This window comes from Paenibacillus sp. Soil724D2, assembly GCF_001427935.1.
In the GTDB taxonomy this organism is placed as follows: domain Bacteria; phylum Bacillota; class Bacilli; order Paenibacillales; family NBRC-103111; genus Paenibacillus_E.
Genome location: NZ_LMRY01000004.1, coordinates 34,226 through 60,413 on the forward strand (window position 1 = coordinate 34,226; position 26,188 = coordinate 60,413).

General features: G+C 45.2%; 23 protein-coding genes. 20 read left to right on the top strand and 3 right to left on the bottom strand.

The window, feature by feature from the left end; translation table 11 throughout:
• From ASG85_RS06015 to ASG85_RS06045, 7 genes are all read left to right on the top strand, one after another.
• The gene (locus ASG85_RS06015; RefSeq protein WP_057307187.1) at positions 1-1,815 is read left to right on the top strand and encodes a HEAT repeat domain-containing protein; all 1,815 of its coding nucleotides are present in this window, start codon (positions 1-3) and stop codon (positions 1,813-1,815) included.
• Positions 1,791-2,882: an ATP-binding protein gene (locus ASG85_RS06020; RefSeq protein WP_060645701.1), complete on the top strand. Its 1,092-nt coding sequence runs from the start codon at positions 1,791-1,793 to the stop codon at positions 2,880-2,882. The genes ASG85_RS06015 and ASG85_RS06020 overlap by 25 nt, the downstream gene beginning before the upstream one ends.
• Positions 2,840-5,212 carry a DUF5682 family protein gene (locus ASG85_RS06025; protein ID WP_057307188.1) on the top strand — a complete coding sequence of 791 codons (2,373 nt, stop codon included), beginning with the start codon at positions 2,840-2,842 and terminating at the stop codon, positions 5,210-5,212. The genes ASG85_RS06020 and ASG85_RS06025 overlap by 43 nt, the downstream gene beginning before the upstream one ends.
• Before the next feature lie 3 nt (positions 5,213-5,215).
• Positions 5,216-6,424: a VWA domain-containing protein gene (locus ASG85_RS06030; RefSeq protein WP_057307189.1), complete on the top strand. Its 1,209-nt coding sequence runs from the start codon at positions 5,216-5,218 to the stop codon at positions 6,422-6,424.
• 75 nt (positions 6,425-6,499) lie between these two features.
• Entirely contained in the window at positions 6,500-7,750 is a 1,251-nt protein-coding gene (locus tag ASG85_RS06035) for a stalk domain-containing protein (protein ID WP_057307190.1), read from the top strand.
• An 85-nt stretch (positions 7,751-7,835) separates the two neighbouring features.
• A complete protein-coding gene (locus ASG85_RS06040; RefSeq protein ID WP_057307191.1) occupies positions 7,836-8,144 on the top strand; it encodes a hypothetical protein in 309 nt (102 codons plus the stop codon).
• Positions 8,145-8,240: 96 nt separating this feature from the next.
• Positions 8,241-9,197: a 3'-5' exoribonuclease YhaM family protein gene (locus ASG85_RS06045; protein ID WP_057307192.1), complete on the top strand. Its 957-nt coding sequence runs from the start codon at positions 8,241-8,243 to the stop codon at positions 9,195-9,197.
• Between the two features lie 63 nt (positions 9,198-9,260).
• On the opposite strand, the gene ASG85_RS06050 is transcribed toward ASG85_RS06045, so the two are convergent.
• Positions 9,261-9,722, bottom strand: a complete 462-nt coding sequence (locus tag ASG85_RS06050; protein WP_047676635.1) for an Lrp/AsnC family transcriptional regulator — start codon at positions 9,720-9,722, stop codon at positions 9,261-9,263.
• 268 nt (positions 9,723-9,990) lie between these two features.
• Between ASG85_RS06050 and ASG85_RS06055 the strand changes: the two genes are divergently transcribed.
• The 11 genes from ASG85_RS06055 to ASG85_RS06105 all read left to right on the top strand — a co-directional run bounded on the left by ASG85_RS06055 (position 9,991) and on the right by ASG85_RS06105 (position 23,264).
• Positions 9,991-11,376, top strand: coding sequence for an amidohydrolase family protein (locus ASG85_RS06055; RefSeq protein WP_057307193.1), 1,386 nt, complete (start codon positions 9,991-9,993; stop codon positions 11,374-11,376).
• A 57-nt stretch (positions 11,377-11,433) separates the two neighbouring features.
• Positions 11,434-12,429 (top strand): aromatic ring-hydroxylating oxygenase subunit alpha, encoded by a 996-nt coding sequence (locus ASG85_RS06060; RefSeq protein ID WP_057307194.1) that lies wholly within the window; start codon positions 11,434-11,436, stop codon positions 12,427-12,429.
• Between the two features lie 199 nt (positions 12,430-12,628).
• Positions 12,629-13,729: an ABC transporter substrate-binding protein gene (locus ASG85_RS06065; RefSeq protein ID WP_057307195.1), complete on the top strand. Its 1,101-nt coding sequence runs from the start codon at positions 12,629-12,631 to the stop codon at positions 13,727-13,729.
• Positions 13,730-13,766: 37 nt separating this feature from the next.
• A complete protein-coding gene (locus tag ASG85_RS06070) occupies positions 13,767-15,146 on the top strand; it encodes an amidohydrolase family protein (protein WP_235549465.1) in 1,380 nt (459 codons plus the stop codon).
• An 8-nt stretch (positions 15,147-15,154) separates the two neighbouring features.
• On the top strand, positions 15,155-15,871 hold the full coding sequence (wrbA, locus tag ASG85_RS06075; protein ID WP_057307196.1) for an NAD(P)H:quinone oxidoreductase type IV: 717 nt from the start codon (positions 15,155-15,157) through the stop codon (positions 15,869-15,871).
• A gap of 119 nt (positions 15,872-15,990) precedes the next feature.
• Positions 15,991-16,806: a creatininase family protein gene (locus ASG85_RS06080; RefSeq protein ID WP_321166565.1), complete on the top strand. Its 816-nt coding sequence runs from the start codon at positions 15,991-15,993 to the stop codon at positions 16,804-16,806.
• Between the two features lie 37 nt (positions 16,807-16,843).
• Positions 16,844-17,641 (top strand): ABC transporter ATP-binding protein, encoded by a 798-nt coding sequence (locus ASG85_RS06085; RefSeq protein ID WP_200961661.1) that lies wholly within the window; start codon positions 16,844-16,846, stop codon positions 17,639-17,641.
• A 21-nt stretch (positions 17,642-17,662) separates the two neighbouring features.
• Entirely contained in the window at positions 17,663-19,000 is a 1,338-nt protein-coding gene (locus ASG85_RS06090; protein ID WP_235550075.1) for an FAD-binding oxidoreductase, read from the top strand.
• 134 nt (positions 19,001-19,134) lie between these two features.
• The gene (locus tag ASG85_RS06095; protein WP_235549482.1) at positions 19,135-19,914 is read left to right on the top strand and encodes an ABC transporter permease; all 780 of its coding nucleotides are present in this window, start codon (positions 19,135-19,137) and stop codon (positions 19,912-19,914) included.
• Positions 19,915-19,973: 59 nt separating this feature from the next.
• Positions 19,974-21,194 (top strand): amidohydrolase family protein, encoded by a 1,221-nt coding sequence (locus ASG85_RS06100; protein ID WP_060645703.1) that lies wholly within the window; start codon positions 19,974-19,976, stop codon positions 21,192-21,194.
• A 204-nt stretch (positions 21,195-21,398) separates the two neighbouring features.
• Positions 21,399-23,264: a sensor histidine kinase gene (locus ASG85_RS06105; protein WP_162257238.1), complete on the top strand. Its 1,866-nt coding sequence runs from the start codon at positions 21,399-21,401 to the stop codon at positions 23,262-23,264.
• 46 nt (positions 23,265-23,310) lie between these two features.
• On the opposite strand, the gene ASG85_RS06110 is transcribed toward ASG85_RS06105, so the two are convergent.
• On the bottom strand, positions 23,311-23,550 hold the full coding sequence (locus ASG85_RS06110) for an NHLP leader peptide family RiPP precursor (RefSeq protein ID WP_060645655.1): 240 nt from the start codon (positions 23,548-23,550) through the stop codon (positions 23,311-23,313).
• A 76-nt stretch (positions 23,551-23,626) separates the two neighbouring features.
• On the bottom strand, positions 23,627-24,559 hold the full coding sequence (locus ASG85_RS06115; protein ID WP_060645656.1) for a hypothetical protein: 933 nt from the start codon (positions 24,557-24,559) through the stop codon (positions 23,627-23,629).
• 157 nt (positions 24,560-24,716) lie between these two features.
• On the opposite strand from ASG85_RS06115, the gene ASG85_RS06120 reads away from it, so the two are divergent.
• Together ASG85_RS06120 and ASG85_RS06125 are read left to right on the top strand one after the other, a co-directional pair.
• Positions 24,717-25,157: a MarR family winged helix-turn-helix transcriptional regulator gene (locus tag ASG85_RS06120; protein ID WP_047676650.1), complete on the top strand. Its 441-nt coding sequence runs from the start codon at positions 24,717-24,719 to the stop codon at positions 25,155-25,157.
• A 35-nt stretch (positions 25,158-25,192) separates the two neighbouring features.
• Positions 25,193-26,113, top strand: coding sequence for an AEC family transporter (locus tag ASG85_RS06125; protein ID WP_060645657.1), 921 nt, complete (start codon positions 25,193-25,195; stop codon positions 26,111-26,113).
• Positions 26,114-26,188 lie beyond the last annotated feature (75 nt).

Genomic DNA, 26,188 nt, shown 5'->3' on the forward strand with positions numbered 1-26,188 from the left:
ATGAGTATAGATCTATTGTTTGAGCTGCAGCATGAGGTGCGGCGTTTGTTTATAGCAGGTAGCGGGATGGCGGCAGGCGATTTACGTTTGCAGAAAATGCTTCCCCAACTTCAGAAGCTTGGCGAGTCAGCGCCGGTGTTTAACCGAATGGCTCAGGCGGTTAGTCAAGTTCTTGAGGCGGAGACGAGTGGCTCAGCGAGCAGACTTTTAGAGTTAGGAACAATCTTGAATTCCGTGCTGTACACGCAAGGGAAAACGGAGACGAAAGAGGAACTCGTACCTGTGGAAGGAACGGGAGTGAAACTTTCGACGTCAATCCCGTACCGCAAGCTGCATCCACTGATTGAGGCATTGACGCAAAAAGGTCAGGGTCGAATGGAGCAGATTCGTCAAGGGTACGACGATGGGTTGTTTCATGATTTCCGCGTCATACCTGCTGCTGTTTCTGCGTTAGAGGATAGTTATGTAGAAATACCCGATTTTCTTCATCGAAAGGTGCTGCCCGAACTCGGAATAGAGGCTCTCCCCGCGCTTCTGCAGCAATTTAAGCTAGATGGCGGGAAAGGTGACGCCCGCAGATTGGAGCTAATCCATGATTTGCTTGCCCTATCTGCCTTAGATCTCCTTCTTCAAGCAGCTAAACAGGGTTCTACGGAAGTCCGTTCCACGGCGATTGAGCTTCTGGGCGATTATCCTGAGCAAGAGGATTTTATTCTAGAGCAAGCTGATGATAAGAAAAAAGAGATACGCAGAGCCGCCTTATTCGCCTTATCTCGTCTTGGAACGGAGCAAGCCATCGCTCGCCTTTACAAGGCACTGGGTTCGAAGGATCAGGATCTTGCCATTGAGCCGATTCAATTATGCAAGGCCAACGATTTGACTCTCAGTGTCATCGGGCATGCGGAAAGCGTGTTGGAGCGAATCGTTCAACGTACAAACGTGGAAGATTCCGCACAACAGTTGTTGGCGGACATCCGCAGCTTACAAGGCAAAAGAGTACCGGAAGTCGTGGATTTCCTAGAAAAATTGCTGTCTACGACTAGTTTTATTGTTCCCGAAACGGAAGCCGTACAGGATGCTGCCGCTGATCTTCTATTGCAATTAGATCTGCCTGAGGCAGACCGTTTTGCTGTTACTTTACATGAGGTGTACAATCGCAAATTTATTGCTTACAGCTTTAGAGCGGCCATCAAGATTCTTCCTCCAGAAGACGTCTACGAACGCTTTTGCCATGATCTTAAGGATAAAAAGCAGCCGGCGGCTAAGGATTTATTGCGAGGATTGTATGAAGTGACACCGACGCTGCTATACCAAGCAGATGAACCCAATGAGGTTGCTTCAGCAAAACTTACAACATGGGATTCAAGATGGGTGCATCTGTTTGTGAAATTGGACGAGGAAGAGCTCGTGTGTAGATTTGCTCAAGACCCGGACCCGAAAGTCACGGCTTATCTAGTCAAAAAATGCGAAGAGCTGCATAATTTTAACCGAAATAAAACAGCTAATATGTTGTTGATTCTCTTCAGCCAAAACTATCCGGATGCGCCAAGGCTTCTCATGGATATATTGGAAAAAGGCGGAGCCAAGCAGTTCTATTATTTGGATCGAGTCCAGCTTACGTTGCTTTCATTACTGCCAAAGTCTTATGCAGAGAGATTGCAGCTATTCGCAGAAGGGCTATCCTATCAAGGCATGAAAAATCAACTGCTAGAAATCGCGGAAACAATAGCTGCGAAGCCGGAACAAAACGAACGCTCAGATAACGAAGAGAAGGGACAGGGATTATGGGGATGGATCAAAAGCAAGATGTCGTAAGGTTACCCGCTGAACGTTTATACATCGAAGAATTGGAAGCTTTAAAGAAATTGGATCAGGACACGAAGCCGGCTGGATGGCAGCTTTCTCCGAAGGCAGTACTGACGTTCCTGATAGGTGGAAATGTAAAAGGGGTCGCAATTACGCCGAAATATATCGGCAACAAGCGGCTGGTAGAAATGGCAATAGCCACGCTATTGACAGACCGAGCTCTCATGCTGATCGGGGAACCAGGGACGGCTAAGTCTTGGCTTTCGGAAAATTTGACGGCAGCGATCCATGGGGATTCTGGCAAAGTCATTCAAGGAACGGCGGGTACGAGCGAGGAGCATATCCGTTATTCTTGGAATTATGCCATGCTGCTGGCGCAAGGACCCTCCGACCAAGCGATTATCAAAAGCCCGATTTTCCGCGCAATGGAAACAGGCGGGATCGCCAGATTTGAAGAGATCTCGCGCTGCGCATCCGAAGTACAGGACGCTTTGATCTCCATCCTGTCGGAGAAGACGATCTCGATTCCGGAGCTGGGCAGAGAAGTGTTCGCTGCAAGGGGATTCTCTATCATCGCAACGGCCAATACGCGCGATCGTGGAGTGAATGAGATGTCAGCCGCCTTGAAGCGGCGTTTTAACATCATCGTGCTTCCATCCCCTTCGGATATTGATACGGAAGTGGAGATTGTTCGCAAACGTGTCAGAGAAATTTCGACGAGCTATGAATTGAGAGCGTCGCTCCCAGAGGAGGAGGCGGTGCGCAAGGTTGTGACGATTTTCCGCGAGCTGCGCAGCGGGATGACACTCGACGGCAAAGAGAAGGTGAAAGGGCCGAGTGGCGTGATTTCGACTGCTGAAGCAATCTCGCTGTTAACGGGCAGTATGGCGCTTGCAGGAAGCTTTGGCAGCGGACAGATCAGTGAAGAAGATATTGCCGCTGGGCTCCAGGGAGCTATTGTGAAAGATGAAGAGAAAGACCGCCTCGTGTGGAAGGAATATCTCGAAAATGTGATGAAAAAGCGGGGATCGACATGGAGAAATCTGTACTTCGCGTGCTCGGAGATGAACAACTAGATCGCAGTCAGGGGTTTCATGTTTTTGGTATACGGCATTTATCTCCTGCAGGTGCTTTCCACCTGCTTGCTTTCTTAGATGAAGTGAAGCCTACGGCCGTGCTCGTTGAAGGACCTAGCGATGCAAGCGGTTTTATTACTGAACTGACTTCGCATGGCGTAGTCCCGCCGATTGCTATTTTGGCGTATACGGATCAACTGCCTGTGAGGACCCTTTTGTACCCGTATGCAGATTATTCACCGGAATATCAGGCGTTTCAATGGGCTAGCCGCAACGGTTCTCAGGCAGAATTTATCGATCTACCGTCCGAACACGCCTTGGCTATTTACGAGCAAAGGAAACGGAGGTCAACTTCTGCTGAAGGCGAGAGCAATCAGTCTGAGGTTGACGATTTTCAGGCTTATGTCCTTGGACAGAGGACGCTTTATCAGCAGCTTGCTGAATTGTCGGAAGAACCGGACTATGAAGCTTACTGGGAACGGCATTTTGAACATAATTTGCAAAAAGACGCCTACCGCCATGGCATTTATCAATTCTCGGCTCAAATGCGGGAGCTGACCGCGCAGCAGGAGTGGCAATTTGCGCCACAAGAAGCGGCTTACAATGAGATTCGGGAAGCTTACATGCGGCGCAGAATTCAGGATGCTATTGAAGCTGGGCACGCTCCTGAGAAAATAGTAGTCGTAACCGGCGCACATCATGCCTCCGCATTAGACTTCCGCTTTCCAGTGATGACGGATGAAGAGATGAAGGGGCTGCCCAAGACGACAACTAAGATTACTTTAATGCCTTATTCTTACTACAAGCTGTCTTCGCACTCGGGCTATGGGGCAGGGAACCAGGCTCCCGCTTATTTCGAATTGTTTTGGCAGTGCCTTCAAAAAGGTGATCTGAGCAGGCTTCCTTCCTTGTATTTTTCTCAGGTAGCTGCTTATCTCAGGGAACATGGCACTTATAGATCCACAGCCTCGCTCATCGAAGGTGTGAGGCTGGCAGAGGCTCTTGCTGCTTTGCACGAAGGTAATCATCCTACGTGGAAAGATCTTCGGGACGCAGCAATGGTATGTCTCGGTCATGGGGAGCTTTCGACAATTGTGGAAGCTTTGGCAAGAACGGACGTGGGTACGGCCATCGGCAGATTGCCAGAAGGAGTTAGCCAGACGCCGATTCAAGATGATTTGAACAGAGAACTCAAGCGGCTCAAGCTGGAGAAATTCAAGTCTACGGTTGCTTCAACCTTAGAGTTGGATTTACGTGAAAACCGCAGGGTGAAGTCAGAAGAAGCTGCATTTCTGGATTTGAAGCGGTCTGTTCTGCTGCACAGGCTGGAATTGCTTGGCATTAACTTTGCCAAGAAGCAAAGAGTGAATCAAGACTCCGCATCGTGGGCGGAGAATTGGGTGCTGCAGTGGACGCCGGAAGCTGAGATCCAAGCCGTGGAGTCGACCTTGAAGGGGGAGACGATTGAGCTGGCCGCGGCTTTCGTGCTGAAGGAGCGGCTCGATGTTTGCAGTGATATCGCGGAAGCTTCGCGCATCATTCGGGTCGCCTGCGACTGCACGTTGACGGAGCTGATGGAGCAGGCCAAATCTATGCTGCAAGGGCTTGCGGTGGATGCAGGCAACTTCGAGCAGGTCGCAGGGGCGGCCTACGAGCTGTCGGTGATGATCCGTTATGGATCGATTCGCCGAATCGAAACGGATACCCTTGTTCCGCTGCTCCAGCAGTTGTTCCTGCGGGGAACGCTGCTTCTTGTAGATAGCGCGGGTTGTAACGATGACGCCGCTCAGGGCATGGTTCGGGCGATTCAGTCGCTGCACACAATTGCCCAAGACCATTTTGAAGCGGTAGACGACGCTCTGTGGTTGAATAAACTGCAAGAGCTGGCTTCTCGCGATGACCGAAATGCAAAGCTGTCGGGCTTCGCTTTCGCTATATTACTTGAGCGAAATGAGATACCAGATGAGCGTGTTGCGATGGAAGTTTCGCGTCGCCTGTCACCGGGAATTCCTGTTGATCTGGGGGCGGGGTGGTTCGAAGGCATGTCGATGCGCAACCGATACGCGCTGCTGTCTAGGGTATCGTTGTGGCAGCAGCTCGATGCCTATATCGGATCGCTGGATAAAGAGGCATTCCAACGCTCGCTTGTGTTTCTGCGCCGAGCTTTCGGTTCATTCGAGCCGAGGGAGAAGGCAACAGTAGCAGAGATGATGGGCAATATTTGGGGTGTTGGTGCTGATAACGCCGGAACTGCTTTGCAGCAGCCGTTAAGCGAGGAAGAGAAGGAGAAGCTGGATGAGCTCAACGATTTTGATTTTGGGGATTTGTAGCCTATGACCATGATAGATCAAGAACAATTGAAGCGATGGCGGTTGATCCTAGGTGCTGCTTCCGAAGAGAAGCTGCAGTCTTTTGGCGCTGGAGACGGAATGCTCGACGAGGAGTCGAGACTCATGGATGAGGCGCTTGCCGCGATCTATGATGAGACATCCGGCATTAGTGCTGGTGACTCGAACGTAGGCGGCCCTCGCAAAGCGGGGCTGGGGCCTTCGTCCCCGAAGCTTGCCAAGTGGCTGGGCGATATCCGCACCTTTTTCCCTCCGGACGTGGTCTCCGTCATCCAGTCCGATGCTATTGAGCGCAAAGGCTTGAAGCAGCTGCTCTTCGAGCCGGAGCTTCTTTCCCAAGTGAAGCCGGACATCCAAATGGTAGCCACGTTAATGGCGCTCAAAGGGAAAATTCCGGAGAAAACGAAAGAAACAGCAAGGCAATTAGTGAAGGCTGTGGTAGATGAAATTGTGAAGCGGCTTTCTCAGGATTTGCGCCGGGCTGTCACTGGTGCCTTGAATCGCAGGCAGCATTCGCCGCTGCCGTCGTCCACGGGACTGGACTGGAACACAACCATCCGCAAAAATCTTAAGCACTACGACAAGGAGCGCGGTCTCCTGCTGCCCGAAAAAGTCTACTTCTTTGACCGAGCACGTCGAAGCAAAGAGTGGACGGTCATCCTGGATATTGATCAAAGCGGTTCGATGGCGGGCTCTGTCATTTACGCATCCATTATTGGTTCTATTTTCGCCAGTATGCCGGTTCTGGACACGCGAGTAGTTGCTTTTGACACCGAGGTCGTTGATTTAAGTGAGCAGTGTGCAGAAGATCCCGTCGATATGCTGTTTGGGATTCAGCTTGGCGGGGGAACAGATATTAACAAATCCATCGCTTATTGCGAGCCTTTTATCACGGAGCCGAAGAAAACGCTGTTTATCTTGGTCTCAGACTTATATGAAGGCGGCAATCGGACAGAGATGATTCAAAGACTTGTCGACATGCATCAGGCTGGCGTGAAGACGATCTGCTTACTCGCTTTATCTGACCAGGGCGTGCCTTCTTATGACGATGCTGTTGCTAAAAAATTGGCTCAATACGGTATCCCTTGTTTCGGATGTTCTCCCGAGAAGCTCCCGGAATTCATTGAAGGTGCATTGAAAGGGCATGATCTTACGTTGCTTGCGGAGAAGGTGAAGCATGGTAAGGGGATATAGCTTATAATGCTAGCAGCCGAACAGTCCTAAGCGTAAATTCAATGAGCAGTATTTTTGGGGAAAGGGAGTGTGCTCTTGAAAGGTAGGATTCACGGATTGCTGTGTTTTGTTTGTTTACTGGGTCTGTTTATCAGCTTTATGACGCCTAAGGCGTATGCTTGTTCCCGCGGGCCGACAACGTTTGAGGAAGATTTTCTGGAAGCGAGTGCGATCTTTACGGCTAAAGTCACGAGCGTGGATGCCGTGTATCCGTCGCAGAAAATAGCAGTGGTGGAACCAGATAAAGCATTCAAGGGGCAGTCTTCGACCTTTGTTGTGACCAATGATGATTCGGACCAATGCGGTGCTGGTATCGAAGTTGGGGAAACCTATCTATTTTACTCCCGCGGATGGGATTTACCCTACGTTAGTGTATTTGATACACATCTTCTAAGTACAGAAAGAGCAGAAATGCTGACGCACTGGCTCTTAAATAGGACTGAGAATCAACAACCAAAGCCTCCCCGAACGGAGACTATTCTTGCCTACAGACAAGGAGAGATCCGGATATTTGTTGAACATCATGATAGAGGGTACTCAAAAAAGTCCTTCATAACAAACAACTCCATTTATGTTCCTCTTTCCTTTTTCAACGATACACTTTGGCATTCGGCGGACTGGAATGAGGATAAGAATGAAATTGTCATCGATACAACCAACCGTCTAGAATTCGAAGAGCCAGATCCCAATGCCCTTCTTGCTCCCCATAGAGGGGCGCCTAAAGAAATTAGCGCAGCGTATAATGATATTAAAATCAAAGTGAAAAGTGAAACCCTAAAGGAACATCCGGAAGCGTTTGTTTCGGGTGATGAAATCTTTGTCCCTTTACGCGTCGTCGCAGAAAAGCTTGGTTATGAAGTCGAATGGGTAGACACTTCTTCTTCTGTCATACTCCACATCCCTCTTGAAAAGCAAGGTGGGCCCAAAACTTTGGCCATGAGATATATCAATAATACCGGGTTGGAAGGCAAGCTTGAGATAGAGCGGCTAACAGCGAATGAGATCACTTATCGGGTTTACCACGAGCTTCTTCCGAAAAGCATTGAAGTTAAGCCGGAAACGGTCCCTTTTGCGGAACTGTTAAAAGAAGAGCTTGGATATCGAAAGTATGGCGTACAATTTTATTTGAAAATGGATAAACAGGACATACGGCTGTTAGTGTCTCATGAACTCCTTCACAAAATCGAAAGTGACGCTTCATTTCGCGAAAAAGTCGGGGCAAAATTAGGACAGCCGATGAGCGAGATACCTCGCAACAGGATACTAGCTGTAAAAGACTTTGAGTGAGATTACAATCACAAATATATAAGGTATAGCAGGATAATGATGTATGGGTGGTGGGAGTCCCCCAAAACAAGGAGGACCGGGTTTGATGGATCAGAAAGCAAATTCTGACTTCAGTAAATCGCTTTTCAACGATTATCCCTTATTGACCACGAAATTGTATATTCCGCAGCAGCCATCGTATCATGTGTCCAGAGAACATTTGATGGAGAAGATGTCTAAGGCGTTGAATTGCAAAGTGACTCTGGTCACTTCCCCTCCGGGATTTGGTAAGACGACGATGGTAAGCCATTGGTCACAAAACCAACAGTTACCCGTAGCATGGGTCTCTTTAGATCAAGGCGAGAATGACGTGCTTAGGTTTTGGCTCATTTATGATTTTACGAGTGGATGTTGACCGACATAACGTCTCCTCAAATTTCTATCATTTTCTATTCATTAATTCGATCCTATTCGTAGTATAATGTTCCTAATGACATATGGAGGAACTAAAATGACGTTAATTAAGCAATTGCAAGCACCAGAAGAGTTTGTAGGTTACTACCTCATTAAAGAATTAGAAGTTAAACAAACGAATACCACACCTGCCAAAGATTTCATGGACATTGTGTTATGCGATGCTAGTGGGCAGATCTCTGCAAAACTATGGGATGTTAGCGCGACCGATAAAGAAACATTTTTCCCGATGACGTTGGTCAAAGTTCAAGGCTTAGTTCAAACCTATCGCGATAAATTACAGGTGAAAATCGGTAGATTACGCAAGGCGCTGCCAGAGGATGGCATACATATTACAGATTTCATCCGATCAGCACCGATTAGTCCGATCGATCTTATTCATACGATCAATCAAGTTTTAGAAAGTATTACAAATCCGACCATCAAGTCGATTGTTACGTTTTGTGTGAGCAAAGTGGAGGAGAAATTAAATCATTCCCCAGCCGCCAAGACTCATCATCATGCCTATTTCGGCGGCCTTGCTTATCATATTGTGCGGATGCTGGAAATTGGTGAATTTATTTGCAAACAGCGGCCATTTCTCAATCCCGATTTAATTAAAGCGGGCATCATCTTACATGATATCGCCAAACCCGAAGAGATGATCGCGCAGCTAGGAATTGTTTCGGATTACAGTGTGCAAGGAAAGCTGCTCGGACACATCTCGATGGCGTCGAACTGGATTACGGAAGCTGCCTTGCATCATGAGATTGATCTCCAATCCGATGTTGTCATTGGCCTGCAGCATATTGTGCTGTCCCACCACAACTTGCCTGAATGGGGGAGTCCGGTACTGCCTCAAATTCCAGAAGCTGTTGCCTTGCATTACATTGATTCGATGGATGCGAAGCTGCAAATGGTGGAGGATACCTTGCTAACAACGCCAGAGACAGAAGCATGGACACCAATGATCCGCGGACTTGAAAATAAGGCGATGTATCGTTTGAACTTATAATCTATCTCAAAATAACGAAAACTGCGTGAGCTCCGATGCTCGCGCAGTTTTTTTTGTCTTTTCTCACAGTTCCAATCCTGTCCCTTGTTTAAATCGTTTAATGACGACCTGCGTGTTAACGCGTACGACGCCTTTCAATTTGTAGATATTTTGGTAAAGGAAGTCTTCGAGCGCAGCATCATCTTTGAGCAAAGCATGCATATGCAGGGAGCTGCTCCCTGTCATTTGGTAAATACTGATAACGTTGGAGTCAGCGGAGAGCAGATTACCTACTTCCTCGGCAAAACGCGGCTCCACTTCGACTTCGAAAAAAGCGCTGACGACTTTACCTAATTTCGTTGCGTTCAACCGAATGGTAAAGTTTTCAATGACTTCCTTTTCGATGAGGTTTTCGACTCGTTTTTGAATCGCAACACGAGAGAGATTGAGTATTTCTCCGATTTTTGCATAGGATATCCGGCCGTTCTCATGTAGTAACTTGATGATTTCTTGATCTACTTGATCGAGGTGAGGAAGCTCCAACATAGGCAAGACTCCTTTTTCGTAAAATATATACAGATGTAAATATTATCATAGTATTCTCATAAAAAGAACCGATTTTTCGTTCGAAATCAAATTATGTTAATCGATATTACTAATATTATGTTAAAAACGTAACTATATCTATTTATTTCATTTACAAATGGAGTTGACGATAAAAAGCTTCATCCATATAATGATGTTAATTAACATAACACGTAAATAAAATAATAAAATTAATGTTAGATTATATAACGTACAAAAAGGTGGTAAAATGTCAAACAAATTAATTTACAACGGTACGGTGTTGACCATGAATGCCTCCAATCAGATTTTCAAACCTGGCTATGTATATATGGAACACGATGTGATCCGTGAAGTGGGGGAATGGAGGGCAGACGGGAGCTTAGACCATTTAATCTCACAATCTTCGTATACGTACAATGCTTCGGGTAAAGTCGTCATTCCTGGGATCATCAATGGCCACACCCATTTGTTTCAAACGTTCATGAGAGGGGTGTCGGATCACTCACCGCTCGCACAGTGGCTGAAGGAGATTATTTGGCCGATGAGTCTCGCGATGGAGCCAGAAGACTTTTACTTAGCTGCTTTAATCGGGTGTATCGAAAATTTAAAATCGGGTGCGACATATATGATGGATCACCATTATATCCACACGTATCCAGAGAATGATGCAAGTGTACTGCAAGCGATGGTGGATTCGGGGATTCGCGGACATTTAGCCAGAGGCGGCTCGGATTTGGCCGGAGAAGTCCGATTAAGGGAGACGGAGGAACAGATCTTTGACAGTACAGATCGATTGCTCGATGAATGGGATGGCGCTGCTTCCGGCCGGATTCGAATTGCATTGGGGCCGCTAAATTTATATGGATGTTCCCGAGGGTATCTAGAGCGGGCGGCTGTCTTTAGCCGGGATCGCAAGCTGATTTCTCACGTACATGTCGCTGAAACGAGTGAACAGATCGACACAACGATGACCCGCTATGGGCTTCGCAATTTGGAATTACTGAATGAAGTTGGTCTGCTCGGCGAGCAAACTCAAGTTGTTCATGGTGTGTGGCTCGATGATGGAGAACTAGAAATGATTCGTGCAAAGCAAGCTTCCGTCATCCATTGTCCAGTATCCAATATGTACTTAGCTTCTGGTGTTGCCAGAGTACCTGAAATGCTGCGAATGGGCATTAACGTTGCCCTAGGTACGGATGGTCCTGGCAGCAATAATTGCCAAGATAACTTAGAAGTGCTGAAGTTCACGGCATGCTTACATAAGGTAAATGAGCTGGATGCTACCTTATTGCCTCCGATGGATGTGCTGCGTATGGCTACAGTGAATGGTGCCAAGGCCGTTGGAAGGAGTGCTGATTTGGGCAGTCTTGAGCCAGGCAAGAAGGCAGATGTAGTGACCGTAGATATGATGAAAGCCCATATTAGTCCCGTGCATCGCGCTTCCTCAGCACTGGTTTATAACGCGAACGGCAATGATGTCGATCTCGTTATTGTTGGCGGTCAGGTTGTCGTAGAGAAGGGTAAAAGCACGTGGATCGATGAGCAGGAAGTTCTAGAGAGAGCACAAGCAAGGGTTGATCTTCTACGCAGTAAGCTGTCTGGTCAGTATCCTATTTTTTCAAATATAGAGTAATTCATCTTAAAGCTTGCGCTAAACAAATGTTCAGAAACCCAAAGGAGGATGATTTCAATGGCTTTACAACGTCTGCATGATCCTGTACTTGAAAATGATTGGCATGCTGTGTATCTCGCGTCTGAACTGAAAGACCAACCTGTAGGTGTCATCATTTTGGGGGAAAGAGTAGCCATTTACCGCTCTAGCAAAGGGGTTCATGCCCTGCAAGATCTATGCGTTCACCGTGGAGCCATGCTTTCCAAAGGGTGGGTACAAGATGATGTCCTAGTCTGTCCATACCATGGCTGGCAGTATGATTCATCTGGGCAATGTGTCTGTATTCCAGCTCAGCCTAAGGGAGAGAAGATTCCTCTCAGAGCTAAAGCGCAAACCTATGCCTGTGAAGAGAAGTACGGCTTTATCTGGGTATGTATGGGTGAACCCGTGGCGCCTTTGCCTCATTTCGAAGAGTTTGCTAATCCGGAGTTTCGTCCATTACCTTGCGGCCCATACAAAGTTGAAGCAGCTGGAACGAGAGTGATTGAGAATTTTACAGACTTCGCACATTTGATGTTCGTTCATCAGAATCTGCTCGGACACCCCGACTATGCGGAGCTGCCTGACTTTCAGGTTATCAAGGAGAAGGAACGCATTTATATCGAGAATATTCCGATCTTTCAACCCGTTGCCCATTCTGGCTCAGATAAGAGTGAAGGTACGACTTACGTCTATATGAAGGAAGTTTATCGGCCTCTATCCGCTCGATTATCCAAAGCAGATCCAAGTAATGGCCAAACCTTGTGGATTATGTTGACGGTATTGCCTGTGGCCGCAGAAGAATGTGTTGTGTTCATGATGGTATCGCGGAATTATGCCTATGACGTAGATGACGCGAATTTTATTCGCTTCCAGGATATCGTGTTTGAACAAGATGCGAGGGTAATCGAGACTCAGAAACCGGAGTTACTACCACTGGATCTACAGGTCGAACTCAATCACAAGGTAGATCGTTTCTCCATTGCGTATCGCCGATGGTTGAAAGAATTAGGTGTGGTGGTTGGTACAATCTGAATAATGTTCGTCTTTTGTGTAATTATAATGTGTTTTACTGAAATAACTCTTGTAAAAGTAATAAAAACACGTACTTTTGTTGTGTAAAAACACAAAACGTTAGTCTATTCGTTGACTTGAACTGGCCTTCAACTCTATATTTGACTAAAGATTGATAAGTGCTTTTGTAGAGAAAACCAAATATGGAGGGGAAGTTTATATGAAACCATTTAATCTTACTAATCCGCTTGCAGCGAAACGCCCAGTTGTTTTGTCCATTAGCTTAGTTATGATCTCAAGTATGCTTGCCGCATGCGGTAACGCAGGCTCCTCGGTTTCAACGTCAGCGCCATCTACACCACCATCGGCGCAAGCGACGGCTTCCGCCGCTCCAGCAGCTTCACCGGCTGCAACTGCAGCTACCAAGGCAGTCATACCTGCAACTGTTGTTTTAAACTGGTTCGCCGAACCAGAACATGGCGGGAACTTTGCGGCCGTGGCCAAAGGATTCTACAAAGACGCAGGATTTGATATGACGCTTATGCCGGGTGGTCCGCAGGTTTCTTCTACACAAATCGTCGCTTCTGGCAAAGCGCAGTTCGGAATGGCCAATGGCGATGATATCCTAGTAGCCAGACAAGAGGGTATTCCGATTGTAGCCATCGCGACCTCCATGCAAAAAAGTCCGCAAGCTGTGTTTTATCATAAAGAAGATGCTGCGATTAAAGATTTTGGTGATTTAAACGGACATAAGGTATATGTGGCATCAACGGCCAGTTTCTGGCAATTTATTAAGAAGAAATACAAATTAGACAGTGCCCAAGAAATGAAATACACAGGTCAATTAGTTAACTTTGTCAGCGATCCAAAAGCTCTTACGCAAGGGTATATAACTTCTGAACCGTTCACTCTTTCTCAGCAAAAGGTAGAGCACGGCACGCTCTTGGTTGCCGATTCCGGTTATAACATTTATGCTGGCGTATACTTCACAACGGAGAAAATGATTGCTGAACATCCAGACCAAGTGAAAGCTTTCGTCGAAGCTACGGTTAAAGGCTGGGATTATTACAAGGATCATTCCGATGAGATCAATCCTTCCATCCAAGTGAAGAATCCAGATATGGGCTTAGATATGATGAAATATAGCGCTGCTAAAGAGATGGACTTTGTATTCGGTGGAGATGCAGGAACCAAGGGCACAGGAGTAATGACCAAAGAGCGCTGGGCAGAAGTTCAGAAGCAGCTTGTTGATGTAGGTGTTTTGAAAACAGCAGAGAACATCGACAAAGTGTTCACAACGCAATTTTTACCTAAAAAGTAAGGGGTAAAGGATAAGAAATAATCAGGGGGTGGCGGCATTGGCTTCTAGCAAGAATATGGATTTAGTGAACGTTCGATTGCCAATGGAGGATGAGGGGCATTTGTTTCGTCTCTCGATTCGTGAAGGCGTCTGGACTCAGATTCAGAAGCAAGAAGCTAATGCTGCCTATTCTGGTGCAATGTCATTGGAACAATGGAAACCGCAGCTTGGAACAGGAGAATCGGGCGTCTCGTTCATTGACCTTGAAGGAAAAATAATACTGCCAGGCTTCGTAGATGCTCATATGCATTTAGACAAATCTTTCTCGCTAACGTCAGTTGAGAACCGGAGCGGGACCTTAGAAGAGGCTGTACGCAATTATTCAAGTGCATCACCGTCTTTTACCAAAAATGAGATTAAATCAAGAATCATGCGTTCGGCTTTGCAAGCTTTATCATTTGGTACAACACACATTCGTACACATCTTGATTTTAATTTGAGAGCCTCACGAGAGGTAGCCTTACGCACAATTGAGGCTGCTTTGGAAGCCAAAGAAGCATTATCGCCTTACATCAGCTTACAGCTGTTTCCGATGTGTCCTTATAATTTCATGTCACTAGATGTTGATGCTGTGGAGGAAGCACTAAAGATGGGCGTCGATGGGATTGGTGGAGCACCGCATTTGTCATTAACCCCTAAGGAAGATATCGATTATATATTCAAATTAGCAGAGAAATATGATGTGCCGATTGATCTGCATTGTGATGAAACAGACAATCCAGCTATGCGCACCATCGATCATATCGCTTTGCGAACGAAATCAGAGGGTTATTCTGGAAGAGTTACCGTCGATCATTTATGTGCATTAGCTTCAATGACGGATCAAGATGCTCACGGCATCATTGACCGTATGGCTGATGCAAGCCTCAAAGCAGTCTCATTACCAGCAGTCAATTTGTATTTGCAAGGAAGACATGACGGATTCCCCGTTAGACGTGGTGTAACTCGCTTGAAGGAAATCTGGGAAGCAGGCATTCCAATTGCAGTGGCTTCTGATAATATTCACGATCCCTTTCATCCTTTTGGCAGAGGCGACTTATTACAAATTGCTCTTATTGGCTCTTATGCCGCTCATATGGGGCGACCGAATGATCTTCGCACACTGCTGCGCATGATCACAGATGTGCCCGCCAAGGTGCTGGGTCTAACTTCCTATGAGGTAAAGGTTGGTAATTATGCGAATTTTATTATTATAGACGGAAGTACACCGGAAGAACTCTTTACCATGCTGCCTGAACGCCGTTGGGTTTATAGTCACGGAAGCTTTGTGCGAATGGCTTCAAATAAAGCAGAGTGGCAGGATAAGACCTTAGCTCATTATTGGCAAGAGGCAAGCGAGAGTGTATCCTTCCATAAACCTGAATTCGCGAAAGGGTGAGAGTCTTAATGGCTAACCTGTTGGTCATCTATTACAGCGCATTCGGTCACGTATTTCAAATGGCGCAGGCTGTTGCAGATGGAGCTAGCCAATCCGGAGCGCATCAGGTCAGGATCGTTCGTATTCCGGAAATGATTGCTGTTCAAAATCGTGTTATTCAGCAAGATAAAGAAAGATCCAGAGCGGGAAATGAGCAGTTGGCAAGCGCAGCGACGCTTTCTAAGCAATTTCGCTTAACAGATCGTTACAGTAAATATGAAGCTACACAAGCCTTACAGCAGGATATTCCTATTGCGACGAACGATGATTTGCGTTGGGCGGATGGCATTCTATGGGGATTTCCTACGTATTATGGCACGATGCCTGCCCAAGTTAAGCTATTTCTTGAAATGGCTGGAGAGCTTTGTATTGAAGGTGCTTTGGAAGGAAAACCGACAGGCATTTTTAATAGTACAGCTTCCATTCATACGGGACATGAAGCTGCTATTTTAACCGCTATGGTTCCGTTATTTCATTTTGGCATGATATTCGTTGGACTGCCATATTCGGAGAATCCCGAATATTTAACCGCGGATGCGATTGGTTGCTCGCCTTATGGGGCATCCACTTTAGCAGGGCCAGACAGTTCGCTATCTCCGGATCCAAGAGAGCTTCTGATGGCCGCTCGATTAGGAGAGAGGGTTGCTGATGTAGCCGCTGCTTTACAGCTATTCCAATCAAGATAAGCTTAATTTTCTTAATTTTGAACGACGCTAATTTGAAAACTTAGGATCCGCTCTTCACTTTGAGTCTGGGTCTTTTTTCATAAGAGCTTATTCGTACTATAATGTCCACTTACTTGGAGGTGCTCAGCTTGTCATTCAGTCGTTATCAAGGAAAAGCGTGGGATCGCTGCTTTTTTCCCCGTTTAAGTAAGCTCGAGGTTGCTCAGGTTCCCAAAGATAATGCGCTCATCGTTCTGCCGGTTGGCGCGATTGAGCAGCATGGTCCGCATATGCCAGTGTTTACCGATACATTAATTTCCGAAGTGCTCTTGACCGAGGCTTTCGAACAGCTTCCCGATGATGCGAATATATGGTTGCTGCCGGCCATTCCGTATGGGAAAAGTACAGAGCACCTTGGCCATCCAGGAACAATAACTTTATCTGCTACTACGTTAATGGCTGTCGTGATGGATATAGCGAAAAGCCTGAGCAAAAGCGGATTTCAGAAATTAGTACTAGTGAATACGCACGGGGGCAACACGGATTTATTAAATATGATGGGCCGGGAAATTCGTATTGAAACGGGATTGGCTGTATTTCGATTAGATCCCGGTGGACTCGGTGGGGCTGATGAATGGATAACGCCGCTGGAGAAGCAGGCTGGTATTCATGCGGGTGATATGGAAACTTCCTTAGTGATGTCTGCTAAGCCCGATTGGGTTCATATGGAGCTTGCTCCTACGGAATATCCGAATTACCCGGATTCGCGTTATTTGGGCCTTCGCAATCGTGCTTTTGCTTGGGTGATGGATGATTTATCCCATTCAGGCATTTCTGGCGATGCTACGCAAGCAACGATAACGAAAGGCCATGCGATGGCTGAAAGGTACGGTGCACATATTGCTGAGGCGCTGCTCATCTTCCAAGCTTTTGAGATGACGTCTTTGAAAAATTAGCCCCAAAAAACATATACAGGAGATGAAGAAAATGGCTATGAATTCTTCTCTGATCCATACATCCAACTCACAAGTATCCGGTCCGAAATTCGTAAGTATGGAGAATCTCTCTAAAACGTACCCAAATGGAACAATTGCCTTGCAAGATGTGAATCTAACGATACAAGAAGGGGAGTTCCTTTGTTTTGTTGGTCCGTCTGGTTGTGGGAAATCAACGATTTTCAAAATGATCACAGGGCTTGCCAAGCCGAGTAAAGGGACGTTAGATGTATTCGGAACGACGCCGAAAGAAGCACGAAAACAAAGTGATATCGCCTTTGTTTTCCAAGATCATACGCTGCTGCCTTGGTCTACGGTAGAAGCTAACGTAAGATTGCCGCTTGAATTGCGCGGTGTAGATAAGAAGACACAGAAAGAAGAGGCCCAGCGCGTATTGGAGCTAGTTGGCTTGAAGGACTATATGAAGGTGCTGCCTAGACAGCTCTCCGGAGGAATGAAGATGCGTGTCTCCATCGCGCGCGCCCTCATTTCAAGACCAAAGCTGCTTCTCATGGATGAGCCCTTCGGCGCCTTAGACGAAATTACGCGTCAAACCTTGCAAATGGAGCTGCTCAATATTTGGCAGCAGGATAAATCCATGACCGTGCTATTCGTTACGCATAACGTATTCGAATCGGTATTCTTATCCACAAGTGTTGTTGTGATGACACCGCGTCCCGGTAAAATATCAGCGAAGATGGATATCCCAGTCCCCTTTCCTCGAGATGAAAGCTTCCGCACAACGACGCAGTTCAGTGATTTAGTTCGAGAAGTATCTGAAGCTTTGGATCATTGATATGAAAGGGTGAATAAGCTCATGGCCATGAATATTAGCTGGGAGAAAGAGATACAGGAGCAGCTTGCTAAAGAAATCGTGTTTGTCGATGGCGAAACGAGAGAAAAGCTCTCTAAAGATTATTACTGGTACTCCCCTGTGCTTAATCGCCAATTGCAGAATATAAAGGCAGCCGATGCCGTTGCCATACCGCGCAATGAAGCCGAGGTGGCGGAAGTATTAGCCTTTGGTTACCGCCATAACATTCCCGTTACGGTTCGTGGGGCTGGTACAGGTAACTATGGTCAAGCGGTCCCCATGCAGGGCGGTATTGTCTTAGATTTAAGCCGAATGGATGAAATTCTTGAAATCGGACCTGGGTTTGCTCGTTTACAATGTGGAGTTCGTCTAGGTGTCATTGATAAAAAGGCTCGCGAAGTCGGACAAGAAATTCGCATTTACCCCAGCACCTATGTGAAAGCGACGGTGGGCGGCTTTGTGAGCGGTGGTTCCGGCGGAATTGGCTCGATTACTCACGGAAACCTATGGGATGGCAATGTGCTGGAAGCCGTCATTTATACGATGGAAGAATCTCCGCAGCGTTTGGTTATCCAAGGCCGTGATTTATTTGATTATATTCACAATTATGGGACGACCGGCATTTTGACCGAGGTGACCATCCCGCTTTCTCCTCGAACCGAGTGGGCTCAGGCTATTGCTAATTTCGACACCTTCGAGCAGTCGATGCGATTCGGTGAGGCTCTTGCCAGAGAAGAAGCTATTCTGAAACGACTCATTGCTCCGATGGAGTGGCCAATTCCCTCGTATTTCGTTCCGTTTGCCAAAGTGATTAAGTCTGGTATGGCCGCTGTCATGCTTGAATTCGCTGAGGATTCACTGCCGTTAGTTGAAGCTCTAGCTCAAAGTTATGGCGGGCACATCGGCCATCTTATTGAGGCTAAAAATTACCGAAAAACGATCGGGGTATCGGATTTCACATGGAATCATACGACACTATGGGCAATGAAAACGGACCCTTCCATGACATATCTCCAAGCTGGATTTAAGCTGGATAGCTATATGGAACAAATTCAGAAGATTAAAGACAAATATGGGGAAGAGGTTTACCTGCATTTTGAATGGGTACGCAGCGGTGGAGAAATCTCGCCTAACTCGCTTCCAGTTGTTCGCTTTGAAAGCGAAGAACGTTTATACGAAATCATTCGATATTGTGAATCTATCGGCGTGAAAATATTTGATCCTCATACCTGGGTGTTGGATCATGGCGGACGTGGTGAAGTTGGCAGCATGGAGCGTAAGAAACGTGAGAATGACCCAAGAGGGCTGCTTAATCCAGGGAAAATCATTTATGAGATGTAAATGAAGGAGGACGTACAATGGCTGTAGATTCTAAATACCTGCAAATACTGCCGGATGAAATATTCCCTGCCCGCGAACGGGCAGCTTGGGCTAGTCGATTGGAAGACGGGGCCTCGCCAGGGCGTCGACTCCTGATGCTGCTTAAGAATCTTTTGCCGCCCTTAGTCGCCTTTGTTGTTTTCATCGGAGGCTGGGAACTTATTGCTTATTTGGTGAAAGCGCCTGTTTATCTAGTACCTAAGCCTTCCGATATCGTAGCAGCAGCCGTAGAAAACAGACACGGACTATGGGTATCTGTAAGGACAACAACGCTGGAAGCTGTGCTTGGATTTTTCCTCAGTATTATATTAGGGATTACAGGTGCCATTCTATTGGCAAGCTCCAAATGGATTGAGAAGAGTGTTTATCCTTATGCGATTATTTTACAGACCATTCCGATTGTCGCCATTGCCCCTCTCATAGTGATATGGTTCGATGCGGGTGTGAATGCGATTGTCATTATTACATTCTTAATCGGATTCTTCCCCATGCTTTCGAATACGTTAATCGGTCTAAATTCCACGGACCAAAATATGAGTAACCTGTTTTATTTATACAATGCGAATGCGATTCAAACGATGTGGAGGCTGCGCATACCAGCTGCCCTTCCTTATATCGTAGCCGGTTTGAAAATCTCATGTACTTTATCCGTAGTCGGGGCTATTGTCGGTGAATACATTGCCGGTATTGGCGGAGGACAAGGCGGACTTGGTTATGCGATAACATATGCCGCTGCTCGTTTAAAAACACCTTACTTATTTGCTTGTGGACTTTCAGCATCAGCACTGGGCATTATTTTCTTTCTATTAGTCAACGCTTTCGCCAAATGGCTGCTTAGTTCTTGGCATGAATCAGAGATGAAAAAGGATAACTAAATGGCACCAAGGTAAAGAGGGTGAGTTAGCTGCTTGATATTGTATTTCGTAATGTGCGAATGCTTGGACATTCAGAGGACCGAGGTCTTGTAGATATCGGTGTAAAAAACGGAAAAATCGCCATACTTGGAAGTATTGCCGAGCATGGGGAACGTGAAATCGATGGTATCGGTCACCTGGTGCTCCCTCCTTTTGTGGAGTCCCATATTCATTTGGACACCGTCCTAACGGCGGGGGAGCCATCATGGAATGAGAGCGGGACCCTATACGAAGGTATCGGATTATGGCAAAAGCGGAAAAAAACGCTCACCTACGAAGATGTCACCGAACGAGCAGAGAAGGTGCTTCGGATGCAGATGGCTGCCGGCATCCTGCATGTGCGTTCCCAAGCAGATATCTCTGACCCGAATTTGACTGCTCTACGTGCGCTTCTTGCCCTGCGCGAGCGCATAAAGCCATACATGAACCTGCAGGTTATCGCGTTTCCTCAAGATGGTATTCGCGCTTGTCCGGATAATGAAAGCCGTCTGGAGCAAGCGCTTGAGCTTGGCGCAGATGGCATTGGAGCGATTCCGCATCTAGAGCCTACGCGTGAGGAAGGGCTATTATCGCTTGAAATTTGCTTCAATCTAGCAGAGAAGTATGGCTGCTTCGTCCATGTTTTTTGTGATGAAATGGACGATGCGCACTCCACTTTCCTAGAAAACGTTGCCCATCTAGCGATTCGTTCTGGACTACGCGAGCGAGTAACAGCTGCGCATGCGAACGCTGCAGCTTATTATGGCGAAGCTTATTACCAAAAGGTGCAGGGATTACTTGCGCGTTCGGGCGTGAATATCGTTTGCTGTCCGCTCATCAATAGTGCTATGCAGGGCAGATACGACGTCTATCCCAAAGGCCGAGGGATCACCCGGATTAAGGAATTATGGACGGCTGGTGTTAATGTTAGCATCGCGCATGACGATATTCAGACGCCTTTCTATCCTCTGGGTACAGGGAATATGCTGCAAGCAGCCCATATTGCTGCTCATTTAGCACATATGACGGGGCGCGAGGAAGTGGCGGAGCTTGTGCGTATGATTACGACGCGTGCAGCGAAAACCTTGCAGCTCAAGGAATACGGGCTCGAGATTGGCCATCCTGCAAGCTTTATCTTGCTGCCTGGAGATGATGCTATGGCTCTTGTTCGTAAGCAGCCTGGTTGTCGTTATGTTGTGAGCCAAGGCAGCATTGTCGCTGAAACTGTGCCTGCAAGGAGTCAATTGTTCACTACATTATAAATGTAAAAATTTATACAATAAGCTGTACCCCCTGATGATATTTTGCAGGGGGTTGTTTATGTTTTGTTTTTCAAATGTTTACCGTGTAATAAAAAGGGAATGCAAAGAAACCTGTCGAATTTATTATATTGTTAATTACTTACAGTTTTCTTCGGGGGAGGAAAATAAATGAAATGGATATCTCGACGAGAATTCTGGAAAACGATGTTGGTTATGATTTTCTGTTGTGGATTTATGTCTTCCCATGCTAATGCCGATGATCAAGAGGATTTGAAACCGATTCCAGCGTGGAGTATATTGTGGAGTGATTCAACCGATGGAATTGATGATGTTATGGCTTCTTCAACTACAAATAAATGGATAACAGTCAGGAATGGCGACGCGTCTCCCGAGAAACCGAAAGAAATTTCATCAGCATGGGTTCGATTCCAGCTTCCGCCTGATGTACCCAAAGACTATGGCATTTACATTGAACAAATTTATGCCCAGCAACTCTGGGTATATATTGGCGATCGATTAGTTCGAGAAATAAACTTTGATTTTCCAACTGATGAACAGAGAAGCTTATTTCCTGTAGGTAGTGAAGATGGGGGGGGATTCGTATATTTAAAGCTGGGGACATCAATGGATCGATTAGGTTTACATTCAGAAATTAAACTGGATCATTATTCAGCTTTGACTCGATCATTTATATTTCGGGATTTGCAGAACATCATTCTAGGCTGTGCATTTCTTTTTATTGCAGCGATTATGCTGATATGTTCTTTCTTTTTGAAGCAAATTCAACTTGCAAGCTGGATTTCACTTAGTTTACTTATTTTAGCTCTAGGAACTATTTTTATTACGTATTCGCCTTTCATGTACGCAAATTTCACGAGTTATGGCGACCTATTTCTTGATTTATTTGATATTTCACTTGCTGTTTTTTTACCAACACTCACCTATTTCTTTGAAAAAATATTTGATAATGGGAATTTTAAGTGGATTAGAGCGTTTAGGAAATTCCAGATTATTTATTCCGCTATTTCAATTGCATTTATGTTTATTAATCAACTCAATGATTATCGATTTATCAAAGCGTATTTCTTTGCGTCTGTTACCGTTTTGGGGTCTATTATGATTATTCAATTCATTTTAATTATTGGCTTATCCATTGTATTCGTGAAAAGAGGGAACAAGGAAGCTGTTATTTTTTCAACCGGTTTTGCCTTATTGGCTCTAATGAGTGTCCTAGATTTAATGTGCTACTATGCTAGTTCTCAAAAATATCAATTTTTCTTGTGGAAATGGGGCGTAGTAGGATTTATAATTGCCCTCATTGTTATATTAGGTAGACGCTTTGCAATCAATCAGGAGCATATGATCAACTATTCTAAGGAATTAGAGTTTTACAACCATCAGCTTCAGCTCTCGGATAAGATGGAGATGATAAGCTCGTTGGCGGCATCTGTCGCGCATGAGGTGCGAAACCCTTTGCAAGTAACGAGAGGATTCTTACAGCTTGTCGCAGCTAGAACAGATGATAAGAACAAAGAATACATGGGAATAGCAATAGAAGAATTAGATCGGGCTTCGCTAATCATTACGGACTTCCTGACATTCGCAAAGCCACAGCTGGATGAACTCGTTGATTTAAATGTTTCGAAGGAAATTAGTCAAATTGAAGGTATTATTGTACCATTGGCCACATTACATGGTGGGCGGATTACGGTTAGTGTTCCTAATGATTTGTTTATACAAGGGAATTCATCAAAGTTGAAGCAAGTGCTTATAAATATTATCAAAAATAGTATCGAAGCCTTTCAGGTTGATGGCCAGATTCATATATGGGCATATGAGAAAGATGGAGAAGTATATATTCATTTCAAAGACAATGGAGAAGGAATTGAACCTGCGCAGTTAACCAAATTAGGAGAGCCTTACTATTCCACGAAAACGAAGGGAACCGGATTAGGACTCATGGTTACTTTCCGAATTATTGAAATTATGAAGGGCCACATTGAATTTAAAAGTCAAAAATACGTAGGTACTGAGGTAGTCCTTAGGTTTCCATCCATAGCTGTAAAATAAAGAAGAGGTGCTGCGTAATTACGTGGCACCTCTTTTATATTTTGTTTTACCAGATACTTTCAACGGCATTCGAAGTAACTAATACTTTTGCAGGATTCGTAGGAATGACGAGAACAAATTCAGTAGAAGTTTCTTCTACGGCTTTAACTTTGATGTCATCTGGGAGTGTGATGCCAAATGCTTGTTTTAATGCGGCTTTGGGATTAGCAATAAGTTGGTTCTTGAATGCTTCGTCTTCCCAAGCCTTTTGGATAATTTGAGCTTTCAATGTTTCATTGGATGACATGACTAATCACTCCTCAATTGGGTAAATTTACCTACAAAAAAATTATAGCACGAATATTCGGAATAATCTATCAAAATTAACTGGTTTTCGACAAAAAATAATAGAATCCCCCTGATGCTAACATTTTTCTATTTTCTTTGATTTCCAGTGCTACTTTTTGAATGTTTTGCACAAGCGAATCATGGAAATTGATCATTTGCGTCATAGATATTTGTAAGTCTAACAATTGCTCATGATGAGTAATTGCGATTTGCCCATAGAAATCCAGAAAGTCATGCACGTACAGCTGCTGCTTCACCATTTCAGGAGATATAGCACTATCCGTTGAAAGCCGCAACTGCTTACGCATCGAAGCTAATAAACAGTTGTAAGAACCTTCTTCCAAATCTTCTTCCCAGTCAGCCCAATCATCCAGCATTTGTAAAGTGATAAGCGTTTGTTCAACAGCCGCAGTAACGACAGGGATAAGGTGAGCTTGGTTAGTTAATAGAAGTGCTCCTGTGCTGGCATTTTTGACTGGACTTGCTTTCTTAGCGACTTTGCTAATGTCGTGATGGAAGTAATCGGATTGCTGCTCATTGGAAACAGCTTCAGACCATTCCATGATATACGTCTCATAGTTACCCCAGAAAGGCGACGCGGCAGGGAACATCTCTCTATAAATAGATATGAAATGCATATGGAATAAATTGGCGAGAGGCAGCTTGTCCTTATGCTCACCTTTGGCTGAATCCATAATATCATCTTGTATAAAATAGTAGAGCATGACGAAAACATTCGCTAATGAGAGTTTATTCATTGACTCTGGTGGCAGATCACTAATGTCTTTCATCCAATACGGTAGAAGGTAACAGATATAATTTTTAGTGCTTTCTTCTTTTCTTCCGTCAAATGTAGCAAGATAGGCAAGCCCGAGGTGATCTAACGGTGCTGGAAATGCGCTAATGATGCCCTCTGCCTCTGCAAATACGTCGGCAAGTTCTTTCTCATGAGCAAGAAACCAGTTCATAGGTCATTATCCCCTTTATTGGTATATTCTTGAAACTAGCCTAGCATGAATTCACAGAGTATACAATTAGTATTTTCTTGACAGAGGGAGTAATTTTATATACATTTGAAACAAATCGATTGTTCACAATATGACTGATAGAAAGGAAACCTATCCAATGAGCAGCAGTGAATTTTTAAAGCTAGAAAATCAACTGTGCTTTAGTCTATATGCAAGCTCGAGAGCCATTACTCGCATGTATCGCCCTTTTCTTGAAGGTTTGGGGATCACCTATCCGCAATATTTGGTGCTGTTGGTTCTCTGGGATCAAAAGGAAAGTACAGTTAAAGAGCTTAGCGAGAAGCTTGATCTTGATTCGGGTACTTTGACACCTATGCTTAAGCGGATGGAAGCTCAGCAATTGGTTCAAAGGAAACGATCTTCTGAAGATGAGCGTGTCGTGAATATTCAAATCACAGAAGCGGGTCTTGCCCTCTACGAGAAGGCGCTTTGTATCCCACAGTCGCTGCTTGCGTCAAGCGGGCTATCTCCTGAAGAAATTTACACGTTCAATGAACAGTTGAAACGTATTATCAGCAGCGTAAATGCGTTCGACTAAGGAACGACTATAGGTTTTTGAAGTGAGGCTCTGGAATGAGTTATTTCATATACATTTTGGTAAATAACATTGTACCTATTAGTATTATGATTGCAATCGGCGCGGCGATGTACCGAGCTTTCTACATTGATATTAAGACATTATCGAAGCTTAATTTCTACGTGTTTTCACCTGCGCTCGTTTTTGTTAAGCTTTATGAGTCCGAAATGAACTTGCATGTTTTAATGCAGGTTCTCTTGTTTTTTGTCCTTTTCTTTAGCCTCCTTTTTGCAAGCATTGAGGTTATTATTCGTTTGAAAAAGATGCAGCGCGGTATGCGTATTGCCATGCGTAATAGTGTGATCTTCTACAATAGTGCAAATTACGCACTGCCGCTGAATCAAACTGTTTTTGGTGGGAATGCTTATACCTTATCTATCCAAATTGTGATCATGATTTTGCAAACGCTAATTCCCAATACCTATGGCATTTATACCTTAAACGCACATAAATCAACATGGAAAGCTACGATGAAAACCATACTTTCCTTACCGGTCATTTATGCCATTCCAATTGCTCTGCTACTGCGATATTTCCATTTACCTGTTCCAGAATCGGTTCATATACCGCTGCAGTATATTTCAAACGCTTTTATGGCGACAGCCTTACTTACCCTGGGTGTGCAGCTTGGCGGCATGAAATGGGAATTTCATTTTTCTAACGTGCTCGTTTCTAATATACTAAGACTTGCCGCAGGACCATTGCTCGGATTTTTCGTTGTTTGGCTGCTCGGGATTGAAGGAATTACGGCCAAAGCATTGATTCTCTCGTGTGCTGTGCCCACCTCTTTAAGCAGCGTATTGCTGGCCATTGAATATGAGAATGAACCGGAGTTTTCTTCACAGGCTGTCTTTACTTCAACTTTATTTAGTATGTTTACAATTCCAGTTGTTATCTTTTGTTTGGATTTTATATGAACATGGATGGGAATCATGAAGTTAGCAGGAATTTCGACATTTTTCGGCGAATGGGTAACCATACTTATCTATAAA